The sequence below is a fragment of the Mucilaginibacter jinjuensis genome (assembly GCF_028596025.1).
In the GTDB taxonomy this organism is placed as follows: Bacteria; Bacteroidota; Bacteroidia; order Sphingobacteriales; family Sphingobacteriaceae; genus Mucilaginibacter; species Mucilaginibacter jinjuensis.
In genome coordinates this window covers 3746747-3769757 of sequence record NZ_CP117167.1, presented here as the reverse complement: position 1 = coordinate 3769757, position 23011 = coordinate 3746747, and the positions used below count along the sequence as shown (strand labels likewise).

Below are 23011 nucleotides of genomic sequence, written 5' to 3'. Positions count from 1 at the left end.
GAACGGCGGTAAATATTGATTGTATATATAAGCTGTACCTCGAAAAGATACTTGCCTTACAAATTAGGCAACAAGAAAAATATTAATGCAATACCCGAAATAAGTATCAGTACGGTAACCAGTATAGCAAGCAAATAAGATGGCCTGTATTGGTGTTGAAATAACTGACGTTCTGTAATGCGATAGCGTTTATAGGCGTAACCGACCATAATAATGCCACCGGCAATTAACATGGTGCCAATTTGTGATGAATAGGCCGGGCTGGGTTCGGGCATGCCGGGTTTATGCAGCGCCAATGCAATTTGCCTGATAAACAGAGCAAACTTAACCACCACAAAACCAAAGCCCATTAACGCAATGCCTGTTCTGATCCATGCCAAAAAGGTGCGCTCGTTGGCCAGATGGTCGCTGGGATTACTTATTGATGGCTTTATGTTGTCGCTATTTTCTTCCATTATTTATGAGGGTTTCAATAATTATACTGCTTGCTCTTAAATTGTTCTTATCAAACAAAGCTTAAGTCGGGTGGTTAATATAACCGTAGCCAAATTCTGGTTACCGAACTAAATATACCAATAAACTACAACGCTTAGAACTTGAAAAACAAAAAACGGATCGCCATTCTTGGCGGTGGGCCGAGCGGCTTATTCATGTTTAAAAGGTTGTTAGAGGCTAAATCGTCTGATTTATCTATCACTATCTTCGAGAAGAAAAATAACCTGGGTGCAGGGATGCCTTACAGTACAGATGGCGCTAATGATGAGCATGTTACCAACGTATCTGGCAACGAAATCCCTGATTTGGTTACCCCGCTTGCCGATTGGATTAAAACGATACCTAAAGATACCCTCGATAAATATCATATCGATGTAGACCGTTTTAACGAATATAAAGTATTACCGCGTTTGCTATTCGGGCAGTACCTTAAAGCACAGTTCGATCTGTTGCTGAAGCAGGCTAAAGAAGCAGGTGTTGATTTCGAAGTACACTATAACAGCCACGTAACTGATATAATTGATTACCCCGAACAGGAATTGGTTTTAGTAGAAATAAATCAAGAGCAGAAATTCGAATTCGATCATGTAATTATTTGTAGCGGTCACAGCTGGCCGGTTAAAAATGAAGGTAAGAGCCCCAATTATTTCGATTCGCCTTATCCGCCCGCAAAACTCAGGTTAAAACTCAATCATCCCGTGGCTATCACGGGTTCGTCGCTTACTGCCATTGATGCCATCAAAACGCTGGCCCGTTATAACGGTACCTTCGATAAGGATAAAGATGGTAAACTCTTTTATCGCCTTGCAGATGATAGCCCTGGTTTCAGATTGGTGATGCACAGCCGCGAAGGCATGCTGCCTGCGGTGAGGTTTCATTTGAAGGATTCGCACCTGTCAAACAAGCCATTGGCCGGCAAAGAAGAGATCAAAACTCACATTGCGGCCAATGATGGCTTTCTAGCGCTGGATTATATCTTCAAGAAAGATTTTATTGAGCCTATTCGCGTGGAAGATCCCGGTTTTTATGAGCGGGTTAAGAATATGCAACTTGAAGATTTTGTGGCCTTTATCATGAATTTCAGGGAAGATAAAGATCCCTTTCAATTGCTGAAAGCCGAGTATGCCGAAGCGGAAAAATCGATTAAAAAAAGAGAATCCATTTACTGGAAAGAGATGCTGGGCACGCTCAGCTTCGCATTGAATTATCCGGCCAAACATTTATCGGCAGAAGATATGCAAAGGCTGCAAAAAACGCTGATGCCATTGATCTCTATTGTTATAGCCTATACACCACAAAGTTCGGCCGAAGAATTGATTGCCCTGCATAATGCCGGTGTGCTGAGCCTGGTTGAGGTTGGATACGATAACAGGGTAGAGGCAGAACCCCACGGCGGCGCTACTTATTACTACACAGATCCGCAAGGGAAACAGCAGTCGGTATACTTTAACACTTATGTAAATTGCATAGGCCAGCCGCATTTAACGTATGATGAGTTTCCGTTTAAAAGCCTGCGCGATAAGCATACCATTACCCCTGCGCGGCTCAAATTCAGATCGGCAGAAGCCGGTCGCAAGGCTTTGATTGATGGAAAAGATGTTACGCAAGACCAACGTGGCGATTATTACTTGAAAGTACCCGGCGTTGCCATTAATGATAGTTTCGAGGTGGTGGATGCCTACGGGGCATTAAACGAACGGATTTATATTATGGCGGTTTCTTACATAGGCGGATATAACCCCGATTACTCGGGGCTTGATTTTTGTCAGCAAGCTTCGTCCATTATTATTAAGAGTTTATTGCCGGATTTATAATCATTTAGCTACAACAATCTTCTTTTTCTGATATTCGTTGAGCGCTTTGATAATCCTTGATGGTTTTTTCCACTCAAATAAATGGATGAGCCATACAGTTAAGCGCATAAAGCCACTTGTATCAACTATGCTATTGCCAAGGTTGTGGATGGTTTTATCTCTCGTGGCGATAAAGGCTGCATAATCTTCGGGCTTTTGAGCAATCAGGCTTTCTGCAAAACACCAGGCGCCATCACGGGCATTGCCAATGCTAAATTGTATCAATGCAGAATTAGCGTTTGAGGCATGCAGCCCCAATAAGGAAAGCAAAGGCGAAACCTGTCCTAATTCAAATAACACCTGGTTGGTTAGTGCAGCGATGATGGTATTAATAGCATCAAAATCCTGCGATAAGTTTGCCAGGGGCTGGCCCTCGCAAACTTCAACCGCGGCAATGCCCAGATCTAGGTTGATGTGGGCATTCATCCCTAAAAGTAAATGTTGTAATACCAGCACAGATGATTTTTCGGCCTGCTCAAATGCAATAGCCCATGAGGTTGTGGTGGGTTGGTGGCTGGTCCACTTTTGGTATGCGTCGAGATACCGGCTGGCAAATACTACATCCAGTTTTTCCATCCTCTGCCCGTCCTGGAACTGGCCGGACGCAATGCCGTCTTTAACGCTTTGCGTTACCTTTAAATACAGGGTAGCGAAGTAACCTAAACGGCTGTTAGCAGCTGCACATTTTGCAATAATGTTTTGCAGCGACTGGATAATATCATCAATTGTGGTTTCGGTCATGATAAATAAATATACCAATTATTTGATAATAAGTATTTTATCGACACGGTGTTGCTCATCGCAATTTGCTAACCTTAAATTAACATATTGTAACAAATTAGTTGATGAACGCTACTATGGCCGTTTATCGGTTAAAATTCAACTTTAGTACAGAGTTTTATTAGATTTTTGCAGCTTATAGAATTTCCATCAGAATGAAGTATTGCTGTATCTTAATCATATCCGTTTTATTTAGTTTAACAGTTTTTGGCCAGTCAAAAGGCATTATATCAGGTAAAATTATCGATGCTGATACCAAACAGCCGGTTGATTATGCTACCATCAGTGTTTACAAATCCGGGTCTACCAGTCCGTTTAATGGCGCAAGTTCTGATGCGAAGGGCGGTTTTAAAATTAGCAATATCCCGGATGGTACTTACCGTGTTACGGTTGATTTTCTGGGTTATCAACGCCAAACGATTGATAATGTTACGGTGGCGAATGGCGCTAATAAATCCATCGGCACTATAATATTAAGCCCGGCGCAAACTACATTAAAGGATGTAAATATTGTAGCCAAAGCCCCTGTTGTAGAAAATAAGATAGATAAAATGGTGTACAATACCGCCAATGATTTAACAGCACAAGGTGGTGTGGCTATTGATGTATTGAAAAAGGTACCGCAGGTAAGTGTTGATATTGATGGTAATGTGGAGTTGCAGGGAAATTCAAACATCCGTTTCCTGATCAATGGGAAGCCATCAAGTATTTTTGGCTCGAGTTTGGCCGATGCACTGCAATCAATCCCAGCCAGCCAGATTAAAAGTATTGAAGTAATTACCAGCCCCGGTGCTAAATATGATGCTACGGGTACAGGTGGTATTATTAATATAGTTTTGAAGGATAGCAAGGTACAGGGCATTAATGGTACGGTTAATTTATCTGCTGGTACCCGTTTAGAGAACGGTTCATTTAATTTGAATGCACGCAAAGGCAATTTTGGCGCAGGTGTGTTTTTTAGCGGAAATGAACAGTTGAGTTCAACCACCCATACAAGAACCACCAGGCAATCTTATAATGATTCGCGCGATAGTTTAACTAACCTGCTACAAAACGGGGACGGTAAATTTAAGCGTGGGGGATACCAGTCGGGCGTTAATTTTCAGTGGGATCTTAGTAAGCATGATAACCTTACCGGTTCAGTAGGGTTTAATCATTTTAGCAATACCAATACCAGTATCACTAACCAGGATCAGCAAATCCTGGGCTTGCCGTCTAATAACCTACTGTCAGATATTTCAAGTATCCGCAATTCTGCAAGTCGTTTCAACGCCCACTCAACCGACTGGAGTTTAGATTATAAGCATACCTTTAAAAAGGAAGGACAGGAGCTGGAGATCTTATATAATTCGAGCTATGGTAAAAACACATCTTACTATTCGCAGGAGCAGGATTATTTAACAGGCGGTTATCCATCATCGGGATCGATGAGTAATAACCCCGGCCGCGATCATGAAACCAATATTTCTATTGATTATACTCAGCCGTTCAGCAAGGCATTTACCTTAGAAACAGGTGCCAAAGCAGTTTTAGAGGACCTGAACAACAGTGTAGCTACCGATACTTTATTTAACGATGGTAGTTACGTGCCGAATGCTAATCAGACATATAGCTTTAACTATGACAGAAAGATATATGCAGGTTATGTATCGGGTTCATTTCAACTATTTAATGATTTTCTGGAAGGTAAGGCAGGCTTGCGTTATGAGCGCACAGTTACCAATGCTGATTTTCCCGGAACACAAATTCCTGGTTATAATACTTTCGCACCGTCGTTTACGGTGTTGCACAAGTTTGGAAAAAACCAGTCGCAATCTATCAAGTTCTCTTATTCATACCGTATCGAGCGCCCCGATTACGGCGACCTGAACCCATTCTATAACATCAGCGACCCGCACAACATCAGCACAGGTAACCCTAATCTGAAACCGGAAATTGGCCATAATTATGAGCTTGGCTACAGTAAATCGTTTGATAGCGGCAGCAATATATCGGCTTCAGCTTTTTACAGGCACAATACCGATGATATACAATCATTAACTACTTTTTATTCGGTACTGGATATTGGCGGAACGGAATACAGCAACGTTGCCTTAAGCCAGCGCTATAATATAGGTTCACAAACAGGGGTGGGGTTGAATTTATATGGCTCTGTGCCTGTGGGTAAATTGAGCCTGCGGTCTAATATTCAATTAGGATCACGCAGCAACAGTACGCCAGGTTTGGCAACGGTTACGGGCTTTGCTTATCGTGCTAACCTGAATGCGAGCTACCAGTTTCCACATAACTTGGTGGGCGAAGTATTTGGTAACTATAACTCGAGCCAGAAAGGTATCCAGGGTGAGCGCCCGGCATTTGGGTTTTATAACATCGCGTTCCGCAAACAGTTTATGGAAAAAAAGCTGAGCCTGGGGTTAACTATGGCTAATCCGTTTAACCAATACGTTAAGCAAACAACCACTACCAATGGAGCCAACTTTAACCAGTCGAGTTTAAGGGAAGTGCCGTACCGTTCATTCGGTATCAGCCTTAATTATAAATTCGGTAAACTGGAGTTTAAAAAGAATAAAGAAGACAACGGCGATCAATCTGTTCCGCAAGATCAGGGTGGTAAATAATCAACCTGATCATATTAGCTAAAACAGCGTTGTGGTAAAACCAATGTTGATGTTGAAGAAACTTGGCGTAAGGTTGTTTTTGTTCGATAGGTTTTGATAGTAAGAAGGCTCCAAGACCAGGGCAAAATGCGGAACGATATAATATTCAATCCCCGCCGCTAACTTGATAATGGCATTGTGCTGCGTGGCGCTACTCACCGTAATTTCGTTATTATCCAGGTAGGTAACCTTATCATAGCCATGATTAATTAAGCCAGGTTGGGCAAGCGCATAAAGGCCCATGCCTTTGTAGCTCATGCGGTAACCGGCACCCAATACAAAGCAGTTACTCGTAAACTTACCATTGCTTACGTTGGTGTTTATAAAACTGTTATGCGTATAGCTACTGTTTAAAACATCATAGTTAAAACGGTAAAATAAGGCGTTGATGTATTTGGGGCGATACTCAGCCCCGGTATTAAGCGAGAAGCCGTTTTTAAAAGCAATACCGGCGGCATCGTTATTTACTGCGTTGTAGCCAATGCCACCTGGAAAATAAAGCCTTGACGTAAACTTTTCTGTTTGTGCTAAAAGATGATTGCCTGTTAGTAATGCAAAGAGACAAATGTATATCGCCTTATTGATCTTTAATCTGTAGGGTATTTTCGAAGGGGTATTTCTAAGCATTTGTCAGGCGGACCAGGATTTGTACCACCTGATTCTGACTGAAAATAGATAAGAAATCTGTAGAAAAATTGTACCGTAGATTTAGAAAGATGTAGGAGATGGGTGCTTTATCCGGCCAGGCTGATTGGGAAATATTTGGTCTCTGCCTCCTGGGTAAGTTTTGATAAGCCTTTGTAATTGGTGATGATGATACTTTTGCCTGTTACGCTAACCAAGCGCTCGCCCATCAGGTCATTCATTACCCTAAAAACAGTTTCGTAAGTAGTGCCGGCAAATGAAGCCAAATCCTGACGGCTTAGTTCTATATTGATAACGCCATTATAATCATGGCCGAATTGTTTATCTAACAATAATAATGCTTCTGCAATACGGCCCTTAACAGGCATGTGTGCCAGGTTACGCATCTTTCTTTCAGATTCCCTTAATTCCTCTGCAAAAAACATAAGCAGCTTATAGGTAAAACCGCTGTTTACTTTGATAGTATTTTCGAAGAAATCCATATCAAAAAAACTGATAATGCAGTTCTCTAAAGCTGTTGCCGAAACCGGATAGGGTTCATTATCGCCGCCCAAGCCACGGTGTCCCAGAATAGATCCGCTTTTGGCGAACCTTATAATCAGGTCTTTATCATCATCCCATCTTTTATGGACTTTAACCACGCCGGTATTAACAAAATAAATGCCCTTAACCTCGTCGCCTTCCTTAAAAATGAGCTCGCCTTTCTTTACTTTGAAATCTTTTCGATTAAAAGCAATAGCAGGTAACCATTCTTTAACACAATTTTGAGATAAGTAGCAATTATTTATATCGAATTCGAGCTTTTTCTTGTCCATGAAATTAATTGCAAATGATTTTATATAAAATTAGTAACGTTTTTCTTCGTTTTTATTTGTTAAATTAATTTAACGAACAAATTTATAGGTTTTATTTTGTCTTTTTTATTAAAATTTAATAATTATATGAAAAAAATGACTTTTTGATTGTGTTAAATGATTGATTAGTTCTAAAATGGTCATTTTTAAACAAAAAATGCAACACAGTGTTTAAATTAATTAAACGTTTTTGCAAATATTCAGTTAATTGTACGTTATGTATGTATAAAAAAAGACCAGAAAAATAGTTTTCCGGTCTTTTCTATATGCTAATTGAAACTTTACTAAGTAATTACTCATCAGTTAGTTCTATCCATACCGGGCAATGGTCGCTTGTTTTTTCCCATCCGCGCACGTTGCGGTCAACACCTGCGGCGATAAGACGTTTGTCAATTTTGGGGCTTAATAAAAAGTGATCGATCCGTAAACCTGCATCGCGGCCATAAGCATTGCGGAAATAATCATAAAAGGTATAAACCTTCTCGTGGGGGTGCAGCTTGCGGATGGCATCCGTCCATCCCTGGTCAACCAGTGTTTTAAAAGCTATCCGTGTTTCAGGTCTGAACAGGGCATCTTCCAGCCAGCGCTCTGGTTTGTAAACATCAATCTCGGTAGGTATTACATTGTAATCGCCGGTTAATATTACGGGGATATCTTTGGCCAATAAACCGCTGGCATGGGTTATCAGGCGCTCGAACCAGCTTAATTTATAATCAAACTTGGGGCCGGGAGCAGGATTGCCATTAGGTAGATATAAACAGCCAATAACAACACCATTAACTAATGCTTCTATATAACGGCTATGCTCATCCTCGGGGTCGCCGGGCAGGCCTCGTTTTAATTCCTGTATGGGTAGGTTGCGTGATAATATCGCTACGCCGTTCCAGCTTTTTTGTCCGTGCCATATCGCATTGTATCCAGCATCCAGTATGGCTTGTTCAGGGAATTTTTCTTGCGGGGCTTTTAATTCCTGCAGGCAAACAACATCGGGTTGGGTTTCTTCGAGCCAGCGGAGTAATACAGGCAGGCGTCCGTTTACGCCGTTAACATTATAGGTAGCTATTTTCATAGGTGGAAATTTTAGGTTGATGATATCAGCAACAATTTCCGTAAAAATAAGGGCTTGCGCAACAAGTTTCACATTTGTTTATAAATCATATATAAAATATTATAAAAAAGATTTGTATTTATATAATAATATTATATACCTTTATAATATACTATCAGTGCCAGCTATTATCCCGTTTTAAGCCGTTTGTTTTTCACCTTTTTCTTTTAAAAGATCTACTGAAATAACTATCTGTTAGCTCCAATTAACCTAAGTATAGTTTTATGATCTACGAGACAATGAAGTTTCTGTCGGATGAGATTAATGCTTATCTGTCTGGTAAACTTGGCGTTAATACCGACCCAAGGCTAATTTTGGGCAATGTTTCCAAAGCATTGGACAATGATACCACAGGCCCTAACAGCCTTAACGGTAAGGCTGTATTAACGCTTGTTAATGTAGAGGAAGACCGTATTGCCAAGCAGCAGGAAAACTATTTTAAAAATAATACTTCTGTAGTTTATAAAAACCCGCCGATATATATTAATTTATATTTATTAATATCTATTAATAAAGCCGAATATGCCGATGCCTTAAAATGGCTGGCTTATATTATCCAATTTTTTCAATATCAAAATGTATTTACGCCGCTTAGTCACCCCGATTTAGATCCCCGTATCATTAAGTTGATAACAGATCTGTATACGCTCAATTTTGAGCAGATCAATCATCTGTGGAGTACACTTGGTGGCAAATATCTGCCTTCAGTAATGTATAAGGTAAGGCAAATTACGCTCGACGAAGATGCTGTAGTTGCAGGCGGCGGCCTCATCACCGAAATCAATGTTAACAGTTTAAACCAACAGGCCGTATCATGAATTTAAATTACGCCATATTATTCAGCGTTGAGTTGATGCATGATTATTATACAGATCAGCGCTGCCCCGATTTTGCCATTGTACCTACTGCCGAAACAGCCGTAGCAATGAAGAATATGGGGATGGTGTACAAATTTGCCGGCAACCAATTGTTTGTATTGGTGCGGGTAAATGAGAGTGGCTTGCCATTAATACCCATACAATCAACCAAAAACTTTGTATTTGCCATGCTATTACAGCATGTACATTTTTATAATTTCACCAATCTCAGCTATACACCATCGGCACCGCAGCGGTATTATTTTAGCAATACCAATCAAAATCAATCGGGTACTGATGTACTGCTGCAATCTAAAATAGCGCTATATAATAATGCTACTACCTATAATATAGGCGATCTGGTAGCAACCAACACCGGCAATATTTATGAGGCACTGAAACCCGGCTCGGGCAACGCACTAACCAATACCGATGCCTGGCTTAACCGCAATAAAGTTCAATATGTAAACGGTGGCGATCTGATTACCCTTGCGCCTTACATAACCAGTTTCGCGGTAACACCTGCAAACACATTTACGGTAAACGTTAATGGCTTAAATAATGCTGGTACGGCTTATGATCAAAAGGTGTTAGATACCATTAACCTTACCTATGATACGGCGCAAAGCACTATTCAGCTAAAGCTGGATAACCTGCCGTCCGGTAAATATAGCATCGATATTAACGGGCAGAAAAACCTGATTTATATAGATAGCACCCTGGCTGCATCGCGGGATGTGTTCGGTATTATTAATATCGTAAATAATTACGCCTCTCCATCGGTATTTGGCTTGTTTGATGCTGCGGGTAAGCCCAATAAAACACGCTTTGTTATCAGGTTTGCCAACCGGGCTGTTATATGGCGATACATAGCCCGCACGGCTGATGTAACATCGGTCAATGATTCGCGCCCTGCGCCAGATAAGTACACCTTTACAGCCGGCGACCCTAACGAGTTTATATCTGTAAAGCCAATACCATTTAATCAACAACCTGTTAATACCCTGTCGATCGAATCAACCTCTCTGGGCAATATATCGCCAATAGCTAATCCAACTATTAACAGGTTGGGCACTATCAACAAGGATGGGTTCAATTACTACTGTTCGGAGCTGCATTTAAATTATTAACATAAACAATTCAATATTATGGCATTCAGTTACAAAACCCCGGGTGTTTACATCGAAGAAATACCCAAGTTTCCACCATCAGTAGCCGAGGTAGAAACAGCAATTCCGGTATTTATTGGATATACCGAAACCAGAGGTATTGCAGGCGCACCTTTGCCGGTAGTAACCATTAATACTGTTGACGTTACAGAGGCGCTAAGGATAACATCGTTATTGGAATACGAAACCTATTTTGGCTATGGTGTTAATGAAGGAGTGGCAGTAACCATTACCGAAACCTACAACACAGCCACGCCGCCGGTACTGCAAACCCGGGTTATTAATGCCGCTATAGCTACACCATCAATCCAAACCATGCACTACCACATGCAAATGTATTTTGCCAATGGTGGCGGGCCTTGCTATATTATAAGTGTAGGTGATTTTTCGGTATCTGCCATAGCTGCTGCCGATCTGGAAGCAGGGCTCGAAATGGCCGGCCGGTATGATGAGCCAACATTGATTGTGTTTCCGCAGGCTATAGAGATGGCCGATGCCACCGGCGTCGATACAGGCAATGTTTACGAAGAAGCCTTATTACAGGCCGGTACTTTGAAAGACCGTTTTGTAATAATGGATTGTTATGGCGACGACCCCAGCCTACTACGTGGCACAACCGGCACTACTTATTTAAATTATGGTGCAGCCTATTACCCGCAACTGCGTACTGCGCTTAACTATCAATATGATAATACCGATGCAACCACCTTTACAGTATCATACAGTAAAGATGCCACGGTTACCACACCGGCGTACACAGCATTGAGCACAGAATTGCAATCGTTGGTTACACTTGAGGTAAACAAACTGCGGGTTACCCTGCCACCAAGCAGTACCATAGCAGGCGTATATGCACTGGTTGATAGTACACGCGGCGTGTGGAAAGCACCCGCCAACGTAAGCTTGAACTTAGTGAATGGCCTAACCGTGCAGGTTACCGAAGCTGAGCAAGCTGATTTGAACGTAGATAGCGTTGCCGGAAAATCAATCAACGTAATCCGCTCCTTTACAGGCAAGGGGATACTGGTTTGGGGTGCACGCACACTGGCGGGTAATGATAACGAGTGGCGCTACATCTCGGTTCGCCGTTTCTTTAACATGGTTGAAGAAAGTTCTAAAAATGCAAGCGCAGCCTTTGTGTTCGAGCCTAATGATTCCAATACCTGGGTAAAAGTGCAGGGTATGCTCGAAAACTTCCTGACCACATTATGGCGACAAGGTGCTTTACAAGGTGCCAAACCAGAGCAGGCTTTCTATGTAGCCGTTGGCCTCAACAAAACCATGACCGCCCAGGATATTTTGAATGGGTTGATGATTGTGGAGATAGGCCTGGCAGCCGTTCGCCCGGCAGAGTTTATTGTGCTGCGGTTTAGTCACCTACTGGCACAGAGTTAATGGTCTGTAATGTTCGATCTATAAAAATCAATTAAACCAAAACTTAAAAAAATGGCAAATACATATCCACTACCCAAGTTCCATTTTGTGGTGCAATGGGGAGGTACAAGAATCGGGTTTTCTGAAGTAACAGGGCTCGATATGCAGGCCGAAGCGATTGAATACCGCGAAGGTTCGAGCCCGCAGTATTCTAAAATTAAGATGCCTGGCATGCAAAAGTTCAGCAACATTACGCTTAAGCGGGGAACATTTGCGGGCGACCTTGAATTTTACACCTGGATAAAAACCATCAGCCTGAACACGGTAGAGCGCCGGGACCTCACCATCAGTCTGTTGAATGAAAATCACGATCCTGTAATTAACTGGAAAGTCATTAACGCCTTTCCGGTTAAAGTACAGGCCAGTGATTTAAAAGCCGATGGCAACGAGGTGGCCATTGAAACGCTTGAGTTGGCACACGAAGGACTTGATTTAATAACCTAAGCGGTTTTTCTTCTTTATAACAATATAAATTATGGCACAGACAACTGCAGCCGGTGGCTATTACCCGCCGGTAGGTTTCCACTTTAAGGTAGAGTTTGTAGGTATCGGCAATGATAATGATGTTCGTTTCCAGGCGGTATCGGGTTTAAGTATTGAGTTTGATACCGAGGCATTTAAAGAAGGCGGTGAAAATCGTTTCGAACATACTTTGCCGGTACGCACCAAGTATCCCGACCTGTCATTAAAGCGCGGTATGCTCACGGATTCGAAGGTGATTGATTGGTGCCTGGATGCATTTCAGAACCGTGTATTTAACCCGGTACACATCAATATTGTATTGTTGAACGAAGAGCATCAGCCCCTTAAAACATGGAACGTATACAATGCATGGCCCAAAAAATGGTCGGTGTCTGATTTAAACGCGCAGGATAACTCTATCGTGATAGAGACGCTGGACATCAGCTATAACTACTTTACAGTAAACTAATATGCCTTTAGAGATCAGGGAATTACATATTAAAGTAACTGTGAACCAGCCACAGGGCGGCGAAGGTACACCCGCCGCTAATGGTGGCGGGGGCGGCGATAAGGCTGCTGCAACTGACAAGGAAAAAGTGATTAAGCAATGCATTGAAGAGGTAATGGATATCATCAACAACAAAAACGAACGGTAATGGGTAAGCTTGAAAAGGTACAGATACTGGCCTATAATAATCCTGATTTTGCCGATAGTCACCAGGTGGGCGATCCTTTTAAGGCATTGATTAACCCGGAGACTTATGCTTTAGAGTATAAGGTGGAATTTACCGAAGGGCAGGGGCACGGTACCAGCAACGCCACCCAGCGCTTCAATGTAAAAGCACCCGAAGAACTATCGTTCGAGTTTTTGTTTGATTCTACCGGTATTATCGACCAAAACCCGCGAAATGATGTTTTTGATGATGTAAACGCCTTTAAAACAATGATGCTCGAGTACGATAGCCAGTCGCACGAGCCTAAGCATTTTAAACTGGTTTGGGGGCATTTGCTGTTCAAAGGTCGTTGCACTTCACTGAGTATTACTTATAAGTTGTTCAATCCGGATGGCAGCCCGATCCGTGCGGTGTGTAAAGCGGGATTTAAAGGGAGTATTGAAGAAACGTTGAGAGTTGCTATCGAAAACCCACAATCGCCGGACTTAACACATTATAAAACCGTGATGCAGGGCGATACATTACCGTTGCTGTGCTACCAGGTTTACGGTGATTCTAAATATTATCTCGAAGTAGCCAAAGTAAATAACCTGATTAATTTCAGGCAGATAGCACAGGGAACCGACCTGTTTTTTCCGCCTTTAACAACAACTACTGCATCATAAATAAATATGCCAAACGACAGGACCATACCATCAGAAGCACCCAAAAGTGTATGCACGTTCACGATACTCTCTGAAGGGAATGCGGTTTCTAAAACATACCAGGTATTGTCCATCGTGGTGAACAAAGAGATTAACAGGGTTCCGTCGGCAAGCATAATTATAATGGATGGCGAGCCCTCGAAGCAGTCGTTCGAGATTAGTAATAAGGATGATTTTATCCCCGGTAAAAACATTGAGATCAAAGCCGGTTACCGGGCAAATGAGGAAACCATTTTTAAAGGTATTGTGATTAAACACGGTATCAAGATCAGAAAAACGAGTTCGGTATTGGTGGTTGAATGCCGGGACGTAGCTATTAAAATGACGGTGGTTTGTAAGAATAAATACTTTACAGATTTAAAAGACAGCGACATGATAGAAGAATTAATAAGCCCTTATCAGATTGATAAAGACGTGGATGCTTCGACAGTGCAGCAAAAAGAAATTGTGCAGTACAACACCACCGACTGGGATATGCTATTGTGCCGCGCCGATGTAAACAGCCTGTTATGTATTGCCAGTGATGGCAAGTTAAGTGTAAAGAAACCGGATTTTACGTCTGATACCGCACTAACCATTCAATACGGAGCAACGGTACATGATTTGGATGCTGAGATTGATGCCCGTTACCAATTGAAAGGTGTAAAAGCAATTGCCTGGAATTCCACCGACCAGGAAATGATTACCGATGTAGAAAGCGAGGATCCCGGCGTGCCCGATGCAGGGAATTTATCGGCGGATACTTTATCAGGTGTAATTGGTGCCGATGATTTTCAGCTGCAGCACAGCGGCAAATTGCCCGACCAGGAATTACAGCAATGGGCCAACTCGAAAATGCTAAGGCACAGGCTGGCCAAGTTGCGAGGCCGGGTAACTACGGATGGCACCCCGGCAGTGATCCCCGGAAAAATGATTGAATTGAAAGGCGTGGGCGAACGTTTCGAAGGGAAATTATTTGTAACCGGGGTTAGGCACGAAATAAATAAAGGCGACTGGAAAACTACTTTCCAGTTCGGTGTAAACCCCGAATGGTTTGCACAGACTTACGAGGTACAGCAACCGTTAGCAGGTGCATTATTGCCAGCCGTGCAAGGTTTGCAAATTGGCGTAGTAACCAAACTGGAAAACGACCCGGATGGGGAAGACCGTATTATGGTACGCCTGCCCAACATTAGCACACAGGAAGATGGCATTTGGAGCCGGGTAAGCACATTGGATGCAGGCGATAAACGCGGTACATTTTTTCGTCCCGAAATTGGGGATGAAGTAATCGTTGGCTTCATTAATAACGACCCACGTTTTGCCATGATTTTGGGAATGCTGAATAGCAGCAAAAAACCTGCCCCTCTAACAGCCAGCGATAAAAATGATGAGAAAGGTTATGTATCGCGTAGCGAAATGAAAATGATTTTTAACGATGATAAAAAGACCATCGATATAGAAACACCTGCCGGGAATAAAGTGCTGATTAGCGAGGATGAAAAGATGATCCAGCTAACAGACCAGAACGGCAACAAAATTACCATGAACCAGGATGGTATAAAACTGGAAAGTATTAAGGATATAGTGATGACAACCTCTGCCGGCGATGTAAAGATGGAAGGTGTTAACGCCAACCTCAAGGGCAGTGCCCAGGTAAAAGTTGAAGGCAGCGCCGGTGCTGAGATTTCATCGAGCGGCAGCACAGCAGTAAAGGGATCAATTGTACAGATAAATTAAAACGATATGCCACCAGCAGCACGAGTAGGAGATATGCATGTCTGCCCGATGTCAACCGGGCCGGTGCCGCACGTAGGCGGGCCAATTTTACCACCGGGTACACCAACGGTTTTAATAGCAGGGATGCCCGCAGCAAAGGTTGGCGATTTATTGACATGTGCCGGTCCGCCGGATAGTATAATCCAGGGTTCATCAACAGTATTGATAAGTGGCATGCCCGCAGCACGCATGGGCGATGCAACAGCACACGGAGGCACCATAGTTTTAGGCGCACCCACAGTAATGATAGGAGGATAAATTATGGCAGGCGAAATAACCAACGATTTTATAGGCCGGGGATGGAGCTTTCCACCAACATTTAACCTGGTACAGCAGGATGTGGCTATGACCGAGAAAATGGATGACATTGAGAAGAGCCTCCAGATCCTGCTCTCGACCAAAGTGGGCGAACGGGTTATGGAACCCAAATACGGCTGCAATATGGATCAGTTGGTTTTTGAATCGCTGGACACCACCACGCAGACCATCATTATTGATAAGATCCAAACGGCCATCCTCTACTTCGAACCAAGAATAGATGCCAAGAAGATAGAACTGAATGTTGATGACGAACTGGAAGGCATTGTACTGGTGAGTATCGAATACGTGGTACGGTCAACCAATTCACGATTCAATTTTGTGTACCCATATTATATTAATGAGGGTACGGAGATACAAATTATAACAACTAATAACCTGGTAGCCCTGTAAAATTATGGCTTGCAGCGACAAAAAAAATCCATTAGTGCGCAGCGGACTTAGTCAGCAGCAACGTATAGCCAGTGCATTGCAAAATGGTTATATCAATGTTGACGAGCGGCAGTATGCCGATTGGATTGTTTTTGCCAACAAGTTTTCGGCCTGGCTCAATTACTATGATAACACGAATACAGCTGTTGCAACCTGGCAACCATTCTTCGCAAGCGATATTTCTGCAGTACTTGGTTCAATCGCTATCCAGAAAATTGATGATTACAAATTAGCCATTGCCGAACAATTCAAGATCCTGAAAAGTGAAGATTCGGTTTACGGGATCAACCCCAAAAAAGAAGCCTTTAGCAGCCTGACAGCGGCCATTATCACACTGGCCGGTTCGCTCGATTATTATTTGCAGCAATTGCCAGATGGGAATGATGTGAAAACGCTGATTCAAAACCAAATCACCGGGAAACTGCAATTGGCCCTGCAAAAACTATTAGCAGATTATAAAGGCGCCAAACAACAGCACTTAATTAAAGAAGTTGATAACCCAGACTGGCTGGTACTTAACCGACCAGTGCTAAAAGTTACCACATTAATAGGCCAGAACCTTTCACCGCTGTGGTTGAATGGCGCAGCATCTCTGCACGATTTCTATCATCATTTACCAGTTGATACCAGTATTTATGGTGATTTAACCTGGGGATCATCGCGCAAATTGATGCATGCGGCTAATCATAATTTGTTTTCGGGCTTGTTCGATCAGTTTTTGATGGCTTTGTCTAAGCTGTTCAATAGTGCGCAAACCACCTTGCTTCAAACCTTGTCTAACTGGAATAGTCACCCTGCTCATTACGCTTTGTTTTTAACCTTTCTTCGTTTATATAAAAATGCACAGGACGATGCGAATACCCTTACCCAAAGGCACCTCGATTTCTATTATAAAGAAGTTTTACAACTCAGTCCGCAAGCAGCTACACTAAATCAGGCACATATATTGGTTCAATTGGCCAACCAGGTTGATGCCTACCAGCTAAGCGCGGGTGCTTTGTTTAAAGCAGGGAAAGATAGTTTGGGCAAAGATGTAGCCTACGCACTTACTAAAGATACGCTCTTTAACAAAGCACAGATAGCGGGTTTAATGAGTGTTTACAAAGGCAACACCGCTGACCAGATAGGTACCGTTAATAACAATGGCCGTTTATTTGCCGCACCAGTTATCAATTCGGCAGATGGTTTGGGGGCTAAATTGACTTCGGCTAATAATGAGTGGCAGCCTTTTGCAGGCAAAACATTTTCAGATGGCACGCTAACATCAATCAATATCCCTACAGCTAATATTGGCTTCGCGATAGCCTCACACTATTTGTCGTTGGCGGAAGGCAAACGATTGGTGAATGTAAAATTTGCACCGGCCTTAACATCTGCCCAGATAACTGCAATCAATAATATAAGCGTAAGCCTTACTACTGCAAAAGGCTGGTACAATGCTGTTTCGCCAAGTTGGGCAAATGGGGGAGTTATAGATGGTACAACTACTCCGGCAACCACGCTTTCATTCACCATTCCCGGCGATGCACCGGCGATTGTGGCTTATGTTGCTAAAGTGCATGGCGGTACATTTAATGTGGATGTACCTGTTTTAAAGGTGTATCTCAATAATGATAATGCTGTTCAATACCCTTATGATCTGCTAAAAGATATTAATATCACCACGGTAGAGGTAGAAACAAAGGTTGGTTTAAAAAGCGATGACTCGATCACCACCGGCATTAAAAATCTGATGTTGTTTGGCGATAACGGCGTACTCGACCCATCTAAGCCTTTTGTGCCATTCGGCACTGCGCCTAAACAAGGCGATACCATGATTATTGGTAACGAAGAGGTTTTTAAAAAGAAAGATGCGCAATTACAGTTGCAGGTAGAGTGGAAAAATTTACCGGCATCTGCTAAGGATATTGATTTTTCGGATGGTACAACGGTTGATTATGCTCATGTAGTAGACGTTTTTACAGACCTAAACCCCAAGGTAAACATACTGGCTCTCAACAAAGGCGTATGGGAGCAGGTAACTACTAATGTGGGCATCCTGGCCGATTATATTCAATATAAGCTATATGGAAGTGTAATTGGCACTACGTCGAACCCGAGTGTACTAACTATCCCCGTTAATTTAATGAGTCCAAACGATGGTGTTTTTGCGGACTATGAAGATATCTACCTGCCTTATACCATTACTGCCAATAATGGCTTTATTAAACTGATGCTTACCGATACATTCGGGCACGACGAATACCAGGCAGCATATACCAAATATTTAATTACCCAGGCAAAAACACCTACTAATGATGCTGCTCCGGTAAAACCTTACACACCGCTAATTCAAGCACTAACGCTGCATTATAAGGCGCATGCTATTTCTAATGTTACTACCGCTACTGAAGCTAGCTTCGATGCCCGTGATTTGCAATTTTTTCACCTTTATCCTTTTGGCCAGGCAGAGCAGCATAGCTTTTTAAGCGGCAGTTCAACAGTTGCGCTATTGCCTCAATTTAAATCGACCGCGAAAACCGAAAACATAGGCGAATTCTACATTGGCATACAAAATATTATCGGCGGCCAAAGCGTGTCCATTTTATTCCAGGTGCTGGAAGGGACAACCGATCCGCTGGAAGAAAAGCCGGATAACCATGTAACCTGGAGCTACCTCAGCAATAACAAATGGGAAGATTTTAGCAAAACGCAGGTAAGTGATGCCACTTTACAATTGATCCAATCGGGCATTATTTCTTTTATCTTACCTGCCGATGCCAGTACTGATAATACTTTATTACCCGCAGGTTTGCTGTGGATAAGGGCAGCTGTAACCACAGAAACCGATGCTGTTTGCAAAATAATTTCGGTTGATACGCAAGCTGCCGTAGTTATTTATCAGCCAAACAACAATGCGCCCGATTTTATGAATAACGTGCTGCCTGCGCAAACCATCAGTAAACTGGTTGTGGCCGACGCTGCTGTTAAAAAGGTAACACAGCCTTATACTTCGTTCGGTGGCAAACCGGTAGAAAACAATCAGCAATATTATGTGCGGGTGAGCGAGCGCTTAAGACATAAGGACAGAGCTATTACTATATGGGATTATGAGCATTTGATATTGCAGGCTTTCCCGTCTATACAAAAGGTGAAATGCCTTAACCATACCAGTTACATCGGCAACAATTACAACGAGGTAGCGCCGGGCCATATTACCATCATCACTATTCCCGACTTAAATAACCGAAATGATGCCAACCCGCTGCGCCCATACACCAATCAGAATGTGCTGACAGATATTGAAGCTTTCCTGAAAACCAAAGTATCCTGCCATGTAAAGCTGACTGCGAGGCAACCACAGTTTGAAGAGGTGAGGCTGAAATTTAACGTCAAATTTTTTGATGGTTACGAATTCAGTTATTACCACGATCAGCTGCAGCAGGAAATTACGCGCTTTTTAACGCCATGGTCGTACAACAGCAATGCCGAAATTGATTTTGGCGGCAAGGTTTACAAATCAGTCCTCATCAATTTTATTGAAGAACGACCTTATGTTGATTACGTAACCAATGTAGCAATGTATCAGCGTGTGACGGATGGTGCACCGGAGAGCGCAGATCAGGATGAGATCATAGCTTCAACAGCAAAATCTATACTGGTTTCGGCATCGCCATCAAAGCATGACATAACAGAAATAGTGCCGATAGCCTTCTCATTCATAAAGAACTTAATAAAGCTAAATCTTTAAGCAATGGCCGATAATATTACCATACCTAAGAATCCGCAAACGTCTGCCAGTCAGGACTACAACTTGCTGCGCAGTATGGGGATGGCCTATATTGAAGAACTAGGCAGTAAGCTATGGACTGATTACAACATCCACGACCCAGGTATTACCCTGCTCGAGGCGCTTTGTTACGCTATTACGGATCTGGGTTATCGCACCGCTTTTGATATTAAAGATTTACTGGCCAGCCCCATTGGTGTAAAACCGAACTTCGATAAACAAGCATTGTTTACAGCCCGTAACATTTTAACCGTAAACCCCTGGACAATTGCCGACTACCGTAAGTTACTCATCGACATAAAAGGCATTAAAAACGCCTGGCTGGCCTGTAAAGATGATGGCCAAAGTTGCAATAACATGGCGCTGTATGCCAATTGCAAAAAAAGTATCCTGCAATACAATCCGCCAACCGGGCACCTTATCAACATTAAAGGGTTTTATGATGTATGGGTTGAGTTTGAAGACGAAGAAGCCATTGGCGACCTGAACAGCGGCAAGATTAAATACAATTTCAACTACCTGCAATCGGACGTAAGCACGCAGGTGGTAACCGCCACTATAGAAATGCGTTTGCCAAGCTGGCAAACTATTAACGCTAATAGTGCGCAATACAAATTATTCATTAATCCCTTAAGCCAGGTTACTCAGGTGGGCGTGAGTTATATCACTGGTAATAATACCCAGCCAGCCAATATAACTGATGGCGATGTTTTCTGGAAAGCGTTGAGGCAGCCGATGTTCGCCACATTGATTGTGACTTTCGCACCAGATAAAAGTGACCTCAGCACAACTGAAACTTTAGAGCTGGACTATGTGCCGTTTACGGTATGGTTTCAAAGCGATAGCGACCGTAAACTACTCAAGGTAAATGATTTGGCATTGGCTATTGAAGATGCAACTTCGAGCGGAATATTAGCCAAATATCTCGATAAAATTAAAACGGCTGCTGCGGTAATGGACACCACCCGGTATACCTTACAACAGCACCGCAACCTGTGCGAAGATTTCTGCTCTATCAACGCTATACAGGTTGAAGATATAGGTATTTGTGCCGATATGGAGGTGACTACTGATGCTGATATTGAGAAGGTACTGGCGCAGGCTTATTACTTGATTGATCAATATTTTAGTCCGGATATTAAGTTTTACTCTTTGGCTGAATTGCTGAACAATGGTAAAACCGTCGACGATATTTTTGACGGCCCGCAACTGGATAATGGTTTTATAGATAATGATCAGTTAGATAGCACACAGCTTAAAACAGTATTACATACATCGGATATCATTAACCTGTTGATGGATATCCCCGGTGTGGTTGCGATTCGGAATTTAGTGCTTACGCGATACAATGCAATCGGCAAACTGGTTGAAAGCGAACCCTGGACGTTGAATGTTACAACCAATATGCAACCCCGATTGTACCTCGAAGCTTCCAAATTCTTAGTGTTTAAGAATGGCTTACCCTTTTTACCTGATGCTGAAGAACTGGCCGATACACTGCAGGTAATCATCGGGGCAAATGCACAGCCGCAATATTCCATCATAGATAATGATTTGCCCGTGCCTGTGGGTACTTACTACCAGTTGGATGAATACCAGGCGGTTCAAAACACATTGCCGCTTACTTACGGAGTTGGCTTTGAAGGTTTACCGCGTAATGCCTCAGACCTACGCCAGGCGCAAGCCCGACAGTTAAAGGCTTATCTGATGGTTTACGAGCAGATACTGGTTAATTACCTGCAGCAGTTAAGCCATATCAAAGATCTGTTCTCGCTGGATACCACCATCTCACGCACCTATTTTACGGAGTTTTTAACAGGCGGTAATATCAGTGATGTAAACGCATTGTTTGGTAAGGTTAATGGTAACCCGGTTGGGCAATCTGATCTTGATGCATTGGTAGAGGATCAGGAAACCTTTCTTGATCGCCGGAACCGCTTCTTAGATCACTTAATGGCCCGCTTCGGCGAACAGTTTACCGATTATGCTTTAATGCTGTACAATTATAGCGATACCAAAAAGGTGGCAGATGAGGAGCTAATTAATGACAAGATCAGCTTTATGGAAGCCTTGCCTTTAATGGGCAGCAACCGGGCACGGGCTTTTAATTATAAAGATGCCGCAAATGTATGCAGTGATGCCAACGTTGCCGGTTTACAAACACGGATAGCGCGCCTGCTGGGCTTTAAGCAAATAAGCGATCATTTTAAATTATACGAAGAAGTTGATACCGACGGCATTGTTTACGAACGCCGCTGGCGGCTGGTGGATCATAAAGGAAAGATTTACATCAGCGGAAGCACCCATTATGTAAACGAAGATATAGAAACTGCCAATGCCAAAGCCGAGCTTGAAATACAACAGGTAATTAAATATATCCTGGATGAAAGCCGCTACACCATCAAGAAAAACAAGGTCTGGACCGTGGATTTAACCGACCCGACAGGCGAGATCATCGCCACGCGCAAACAAGGCTTTATTACCGAAGATGCCGCCAAAGCAGCTCGACAACAAATTATTGATTATGCAAGCACCATCATTTATGCCGAAAAGGTTTACGTGGTAGAGCACCTGCTGTTGAGGCCGCGTAATGTACCAGATGCGGATATCCCCAACGGCGATCCTTTGTTACCCGTATGTGTGGCCGCTAATTGCGATTTGTGTGGCGAGGAAGACCCATACTCATTCCGCCTTACCATTATCATGAATGGCGAGGCCGGGATAGCCAATTCTGGCATTATATTCAGGCGCTTTGCCGAAAGTACCATCAGGCAGGAAGTGCCTGCGCATCTGGCGCTAAAAATTTGCTGGGTGAGTAATGATCAGATGGCTGTATTTCAAGGTGTATACTGCGCCTGGTTAACAGAGCTGGCTAAAACCGAACCCGATAAAATATTACTCAGCCAAAAACTGAACGACCTGATTAATGAATTTATAACCCTTAAAAGTGTATACCCTAAAGCTTATTTACACGATTGTGTAGATGGTAATGATGAAAATCGTGTATACCTGAACCAAACCATCGTTTAACCTTTTAAAGAA

Annotated in this window: 19 protein-coding genes; 14 read left to right on the top strand and 5 right to left on the bottom strand. The window is 42.8% G+C overall.

Annotated elements, in window-relative coordinates; translation table 11 throughout:
• Nucleotides 1-56: 56 nt before the first annotated feature.
• Nucleotides 57-455, bottom strand: a complete 399-nt coding sequence (locus PQO05_RS16780; protein ID WP_273628577.1) for a YidH family protein — start codon at nt 453-455, stop codon at nt 57-59.
• Nucleotides 456-596: 141 nt separating this feature from the next.
• On the opposite strand from PQO05_RS16780, the gene PQO05_RS16775 reads away from it, so the two are divergent.
• Nucleotides 597-2309, top strand: a complete 1713-nt coding sequence (locus PQO05_RS16775; RefSeq protein ID WP_273628576.1) for an FAD/NAD(P)-binding protein — start codon at nt 597-599, stop codon at nt 2307-2309.
• Here PQO05_RS16775 and PQO05_RS16770 read toward each other — a convergent pair whose 3' ends face one another.
• The gene (locus tag PQO05_RS16770) at nt 2310-3089 is read right to left on the bottom strand and encodes a DUF5995 family protein (RefSeq protein WP_273628575.1); all 780 of its coding nucleotides are present in this window, start codon (nt 3087-3089) and stop codon (nt 2310-2312) included. It lies immediately after the preceding gene.
• A 194-nt stretch (nt 3090-3283) separates the two neighbouring features.
• Here PQO05_RS16770 and PQO05_RS16765 point away from each other — a divergent pair, with 194 nt between their 5' ends.
• On the top strand, nt 3284-5746 hold the full coding sequence (locus PQO05_RS16765; RefSeq protein ID WP_273628574.1) for a TonB-dependent receptor: 2463 nt from the start codon (nt 3284-3286) through the stop codon (nt 5744-5746).
• Nucleotides 5747-5764: 18 nt separating this feature from the next.
• Here PQO05_RS16765 and PQO05_RS16760 read toward each other — a convergent pair whose 3' ends face one another.
• The 3 genes from PQO05_RS16760 to xth form a co-directional block, all read right to left on the bottom strand.
• On the bottom strand, nt 5765-6412 hold the full coding sequence (locus PQO05_RS16760; RefSeq protein ID WP_273628573.1) for an outer membrane beta-barrel protein: 648 nt from the start codon (nt 6410-6412) through the stop codon (nt 5765-5767).
• A 107-nt stretch (nt 6413-6519) separates the two neighbouring features.
• Nucleotides 6520-7245: a Crp/Fnr family transcriptional regulator gene (locus PQO05_RS16755; protein ID WP_273628572.1), complete on the bottom strand. Its 726-nt coding sequence runs from the start codon at nt 7243-7245 to the stop codon at nt 6520-6522.
• Between the two features lie 331 nt (nt 7246-7576).
• Nucleotides 7577-8353, bottom strand: coding sequence for an exodeoxyribonuclease III (xth, locus tag PQO05_RS16750; protein WP_273628571.1), 777 nt, complete (start codon nt 8351-8353; stop codon nt 7577-7579).
• Nucleotides 8354-8616: 263 nt separating this feature from the next.
• Here xth and PQO05_RS16745 point away from each other — a divergent pair, with 263 nt between their 5' ends.
• From PQO05_RS16745 to PQO05_RS16690, 12 genes are read left to right on the top strand one after another with little or no spacing between them, the layout of a single operon-like run.
• Nucleotides 8617-9210 (top strand): Pvc16 family protein, encoded by a 594-nt coding sequence (locus PQO05_RS16745; RefSeq protein ID WP_273628570.1) that lies wholly within the window; start codon nt 8617-8619, stop codon nt 9208-9210.
• Nucleotides 9207-10379 (top strand): hypothetical protein, encoded by a 1173-nt coding sequence (locus PQO05_RS16740; RefSeq protein ID WP_273628568.1) that lies wholly within the window; start codon nt 9207-9209, stop codon nt 10377-10379. Before PQO05_RS16745 ends, PQO05_RS16740 begins: the two co-directional genes overlap by 4 nt.
• A gap of 18 nt (nt 10380-10397) precedes the next feature.
• Nucleotides 10398-11813, top strand: a complete 1416-nt coding sequence (locus PQO05_RS16735) for a phage tail sheath family protein (protein ID WP_273628567.1) — start codon at nt 10398-10400, stop codon at nt 11811-11813.
• Between the two features lie 51 nt (nt 11814-11864).
• Nucleotides 11865-12296: a phage tail protein gene (locus PQO05_RS16730; protein ID WP_273628566.1), complete on the top strand. Its 432-nt coding sequence runs from the start codon at nt 11865-11867 to the stop codon at nt 12294-12296.
• Between the two features lie 31 nt (nt 12297-12327).
• Nucleotides 12328-12783 (top strand): phage tail protein, encoded by a 456-nt coding sequence (locus PQO05_RS16725; protein WP_273628564.1) that lies wholly within the window; start codon nt 12328-12330, stop codon nt 12781-12783.
• Nucleotide 12784: 1 nt separating this feature from the next.
• Nucleotides 12785-12970, top strand: coding sequence for a DUF5908 family protein (locus PQO05_RS16720; RefSeq protein ID WP_273628563.1), 186 nt, complete (start codon nt 12785-12787; stop codon nt 12968-12970).
• Entirely contained in the window at nt 12970-13653 is a 684-nt protein-coding gene (locus PQO05_RS16715; protein ID WP_273628561.1) for a CIS tube protein, read from the top strand. The genes PQO05_RS16720 and PQO05_RS16715 overlap by 1 nt, the downstream gene beginning before the upstream one ends.
• A 6-nt stretch (nt 13654-13659) precedes the next feature.
• Nucleotides 13660-15411 (top strand): type VI secretion system tip protein VgrG, encoded by a 1752-nt coding sequence (gene vgrG / locus PQO05_RS16710; RefSeq protein WP_273628559.1) that lies wholly within the window; start codon nt 13660-13662, stop codon nt 15409-15411.
• A 6-nt stretch (nt 15412-15417) separates the two neighbouring features.
• Nucleotides 15418-15708 carry a PAAR domain-containing protein gene (locus tag PQO05_RS16705; protein ID WP_273628558.1) on the top strand — a complete coding sequence of 97 codons (291 nt, stop codon included), beginning with the start codon at nt 15418-15420 and terminating at the stop codon, nt 15706-15708.
• Nucleotides 15709-15711: 3 nt separating this feature from the next.
• Entirely contained in the window at nt 15712-16161 is a 450-nt protein-coding gene (locus PQO05_RS16700; RefSeq protein WP_273628557.1) for a GPW/gp25 family protein, read from the top strand.
• Nucleotides 16162-16165: 4 nt separating this feature from the next.
• A complete protein-coding gene (locus PQO05_RS16695) occupies nt 16166-19930 on the top strand; it encodes a baseplate J/gp47 family protein (RefSeq protein WP_273628556.1) in 3765 nt (1254 codons plus the stop codon).
• A 3-nt stretch (nt 19931-19933) separates the two neighbouring features.
• Complete coding sequence (locus PQO05_RS16690) at nt 19934-22999, top strand: hypothetical protein (RefSeq protein ID WP_273628554.1); 3066 nt, start codon at nt 19934-19936, stop codon at nt 22997-22999.
• The last annotated feature ends 12 nt before the right edge of the window (nt 23000-23011 follow it).

Bases quoted from the DNA above. Each gene is read 5' to 3' on its own strand.
- PQO05_RS16705 (WP_273628558.1), top strand. From the start codon at position 15,418: ATGCCACCAGCAGCACGAGTAGGAGATATGCATGTCTGCCCGATGTCA.
- PQO05_RS16740 (WP_273628568.1), top strand. From the start codon at position 9,207: ATGAATTTAAATTACGCCATATTATTCAGCGTTGAGTTGATGCATGAT.
- PQO05_RS16720 (WP_273628563.1), top strand. From the start codon at position 12,785: ATGCCTTTAGAGATCAGGGAATTACATATTAAAGTAACTGTGAACCAG.
- PQO05_RS16700 (WP_273628557.1), top strand. From the start codon at position 15,712: ATGGCAGGCGAAATAACCAACGATTTTATAGGCCGGGGATGGAGCTTT.
- PQO05_RS16770 (WP_273628575.1), bottom strand. From the start codon at position 3,089: ATGACCGAAACCACAATTGATGATATTATCCAGTCGCTGCAAAACATT.
- PQO05_RS16745 (WP_273628570.1), top strand. From the start codon at position 8,617: ATGATCTACGAGACAATGAAGTTTCTGTCGGATGAGATTAATGCTTAT.
- xth (WP_273628571.1), bottom strand. From the start codon at position 8,353: ATGAAAATAGCTACCTATAATGTTAACGGCGTAAACGGACGCCTGCCT.
- vgrG (WP_273628559.1), top strand. From the start codon at position 13,660: ATGCCAAACGACAGGACCATACCATCAGAAGCACCCAAAAGTGTATGC.
- PQO05_RS16695 (WP_273628556.1), top strand. From the start codon at position 16,166: ATGGCTTGCAGCGACAAAAAAAATCCATTAGTGCGCAGCGGACTTAGT.
- PQO05_RS16760 (WP_273628573.1), bottom strand. From the start codon at position 6,412: ATGCTTAGAAATACCCCTTCGAAAATACCCTACAGATTAAAGATCAAT.
- PQO05_RS16690 (WP_273628554.1), top strand. From the start codon at position 19,934: ATGGCCGATAATATTACCATACCTAAGAATCCGCAAACGTCTGCCAGT.
- PQO05_RS16715 (WP_273628561.1), top strand. From the start codon at position 12,970: ATGGGTAAGCTTGAAAAGGTACAGATACTGGCCTATAATAATCCTGAT.
- PQO05_RS16765 (WP_273628574.1), top strand. From the start codon at position 3,284: ATGAAGTATTGCTGTATCTTAATCATATCCGTTTTATTTAGTTTAACA.
- PQO05_RS16780 (WP_273628577.1), bottom strand. From the start codon at position 455: ATGGAAGAAAATAGCGACAACATAAAGCCATCAATAAGTAATCCCAGC.
- PQO05_RS16725 (WP_273628564.1), top strand. From the start codon at position 12,328: ATGGCACAGACAACTGCAGCCGGTGGCTATTACCCGCCGGTAGGTTTC.
- PQO05_RS16735 (WP_273628567.1), top strand. From the start codon at position 10,398: ATGGCATTCAGTTACAAAACCCCGGGTGTTTACATCGAAGAAATACCC.
- PQO05_RS16730 (WP_273628566.1), top strand. From the start codon at position 11,865: ATGGCAAATACATATCCACTACCCAAGTTCCATTTTGTGGTGCAATGG.
- PQO05_RS16755 (WP_273628572.1), bottom strand. From the start codon at position 7,245: ATGGACAAGAAAAAGCTCGAATTCGATATAAATAATTGCTACTTATCT.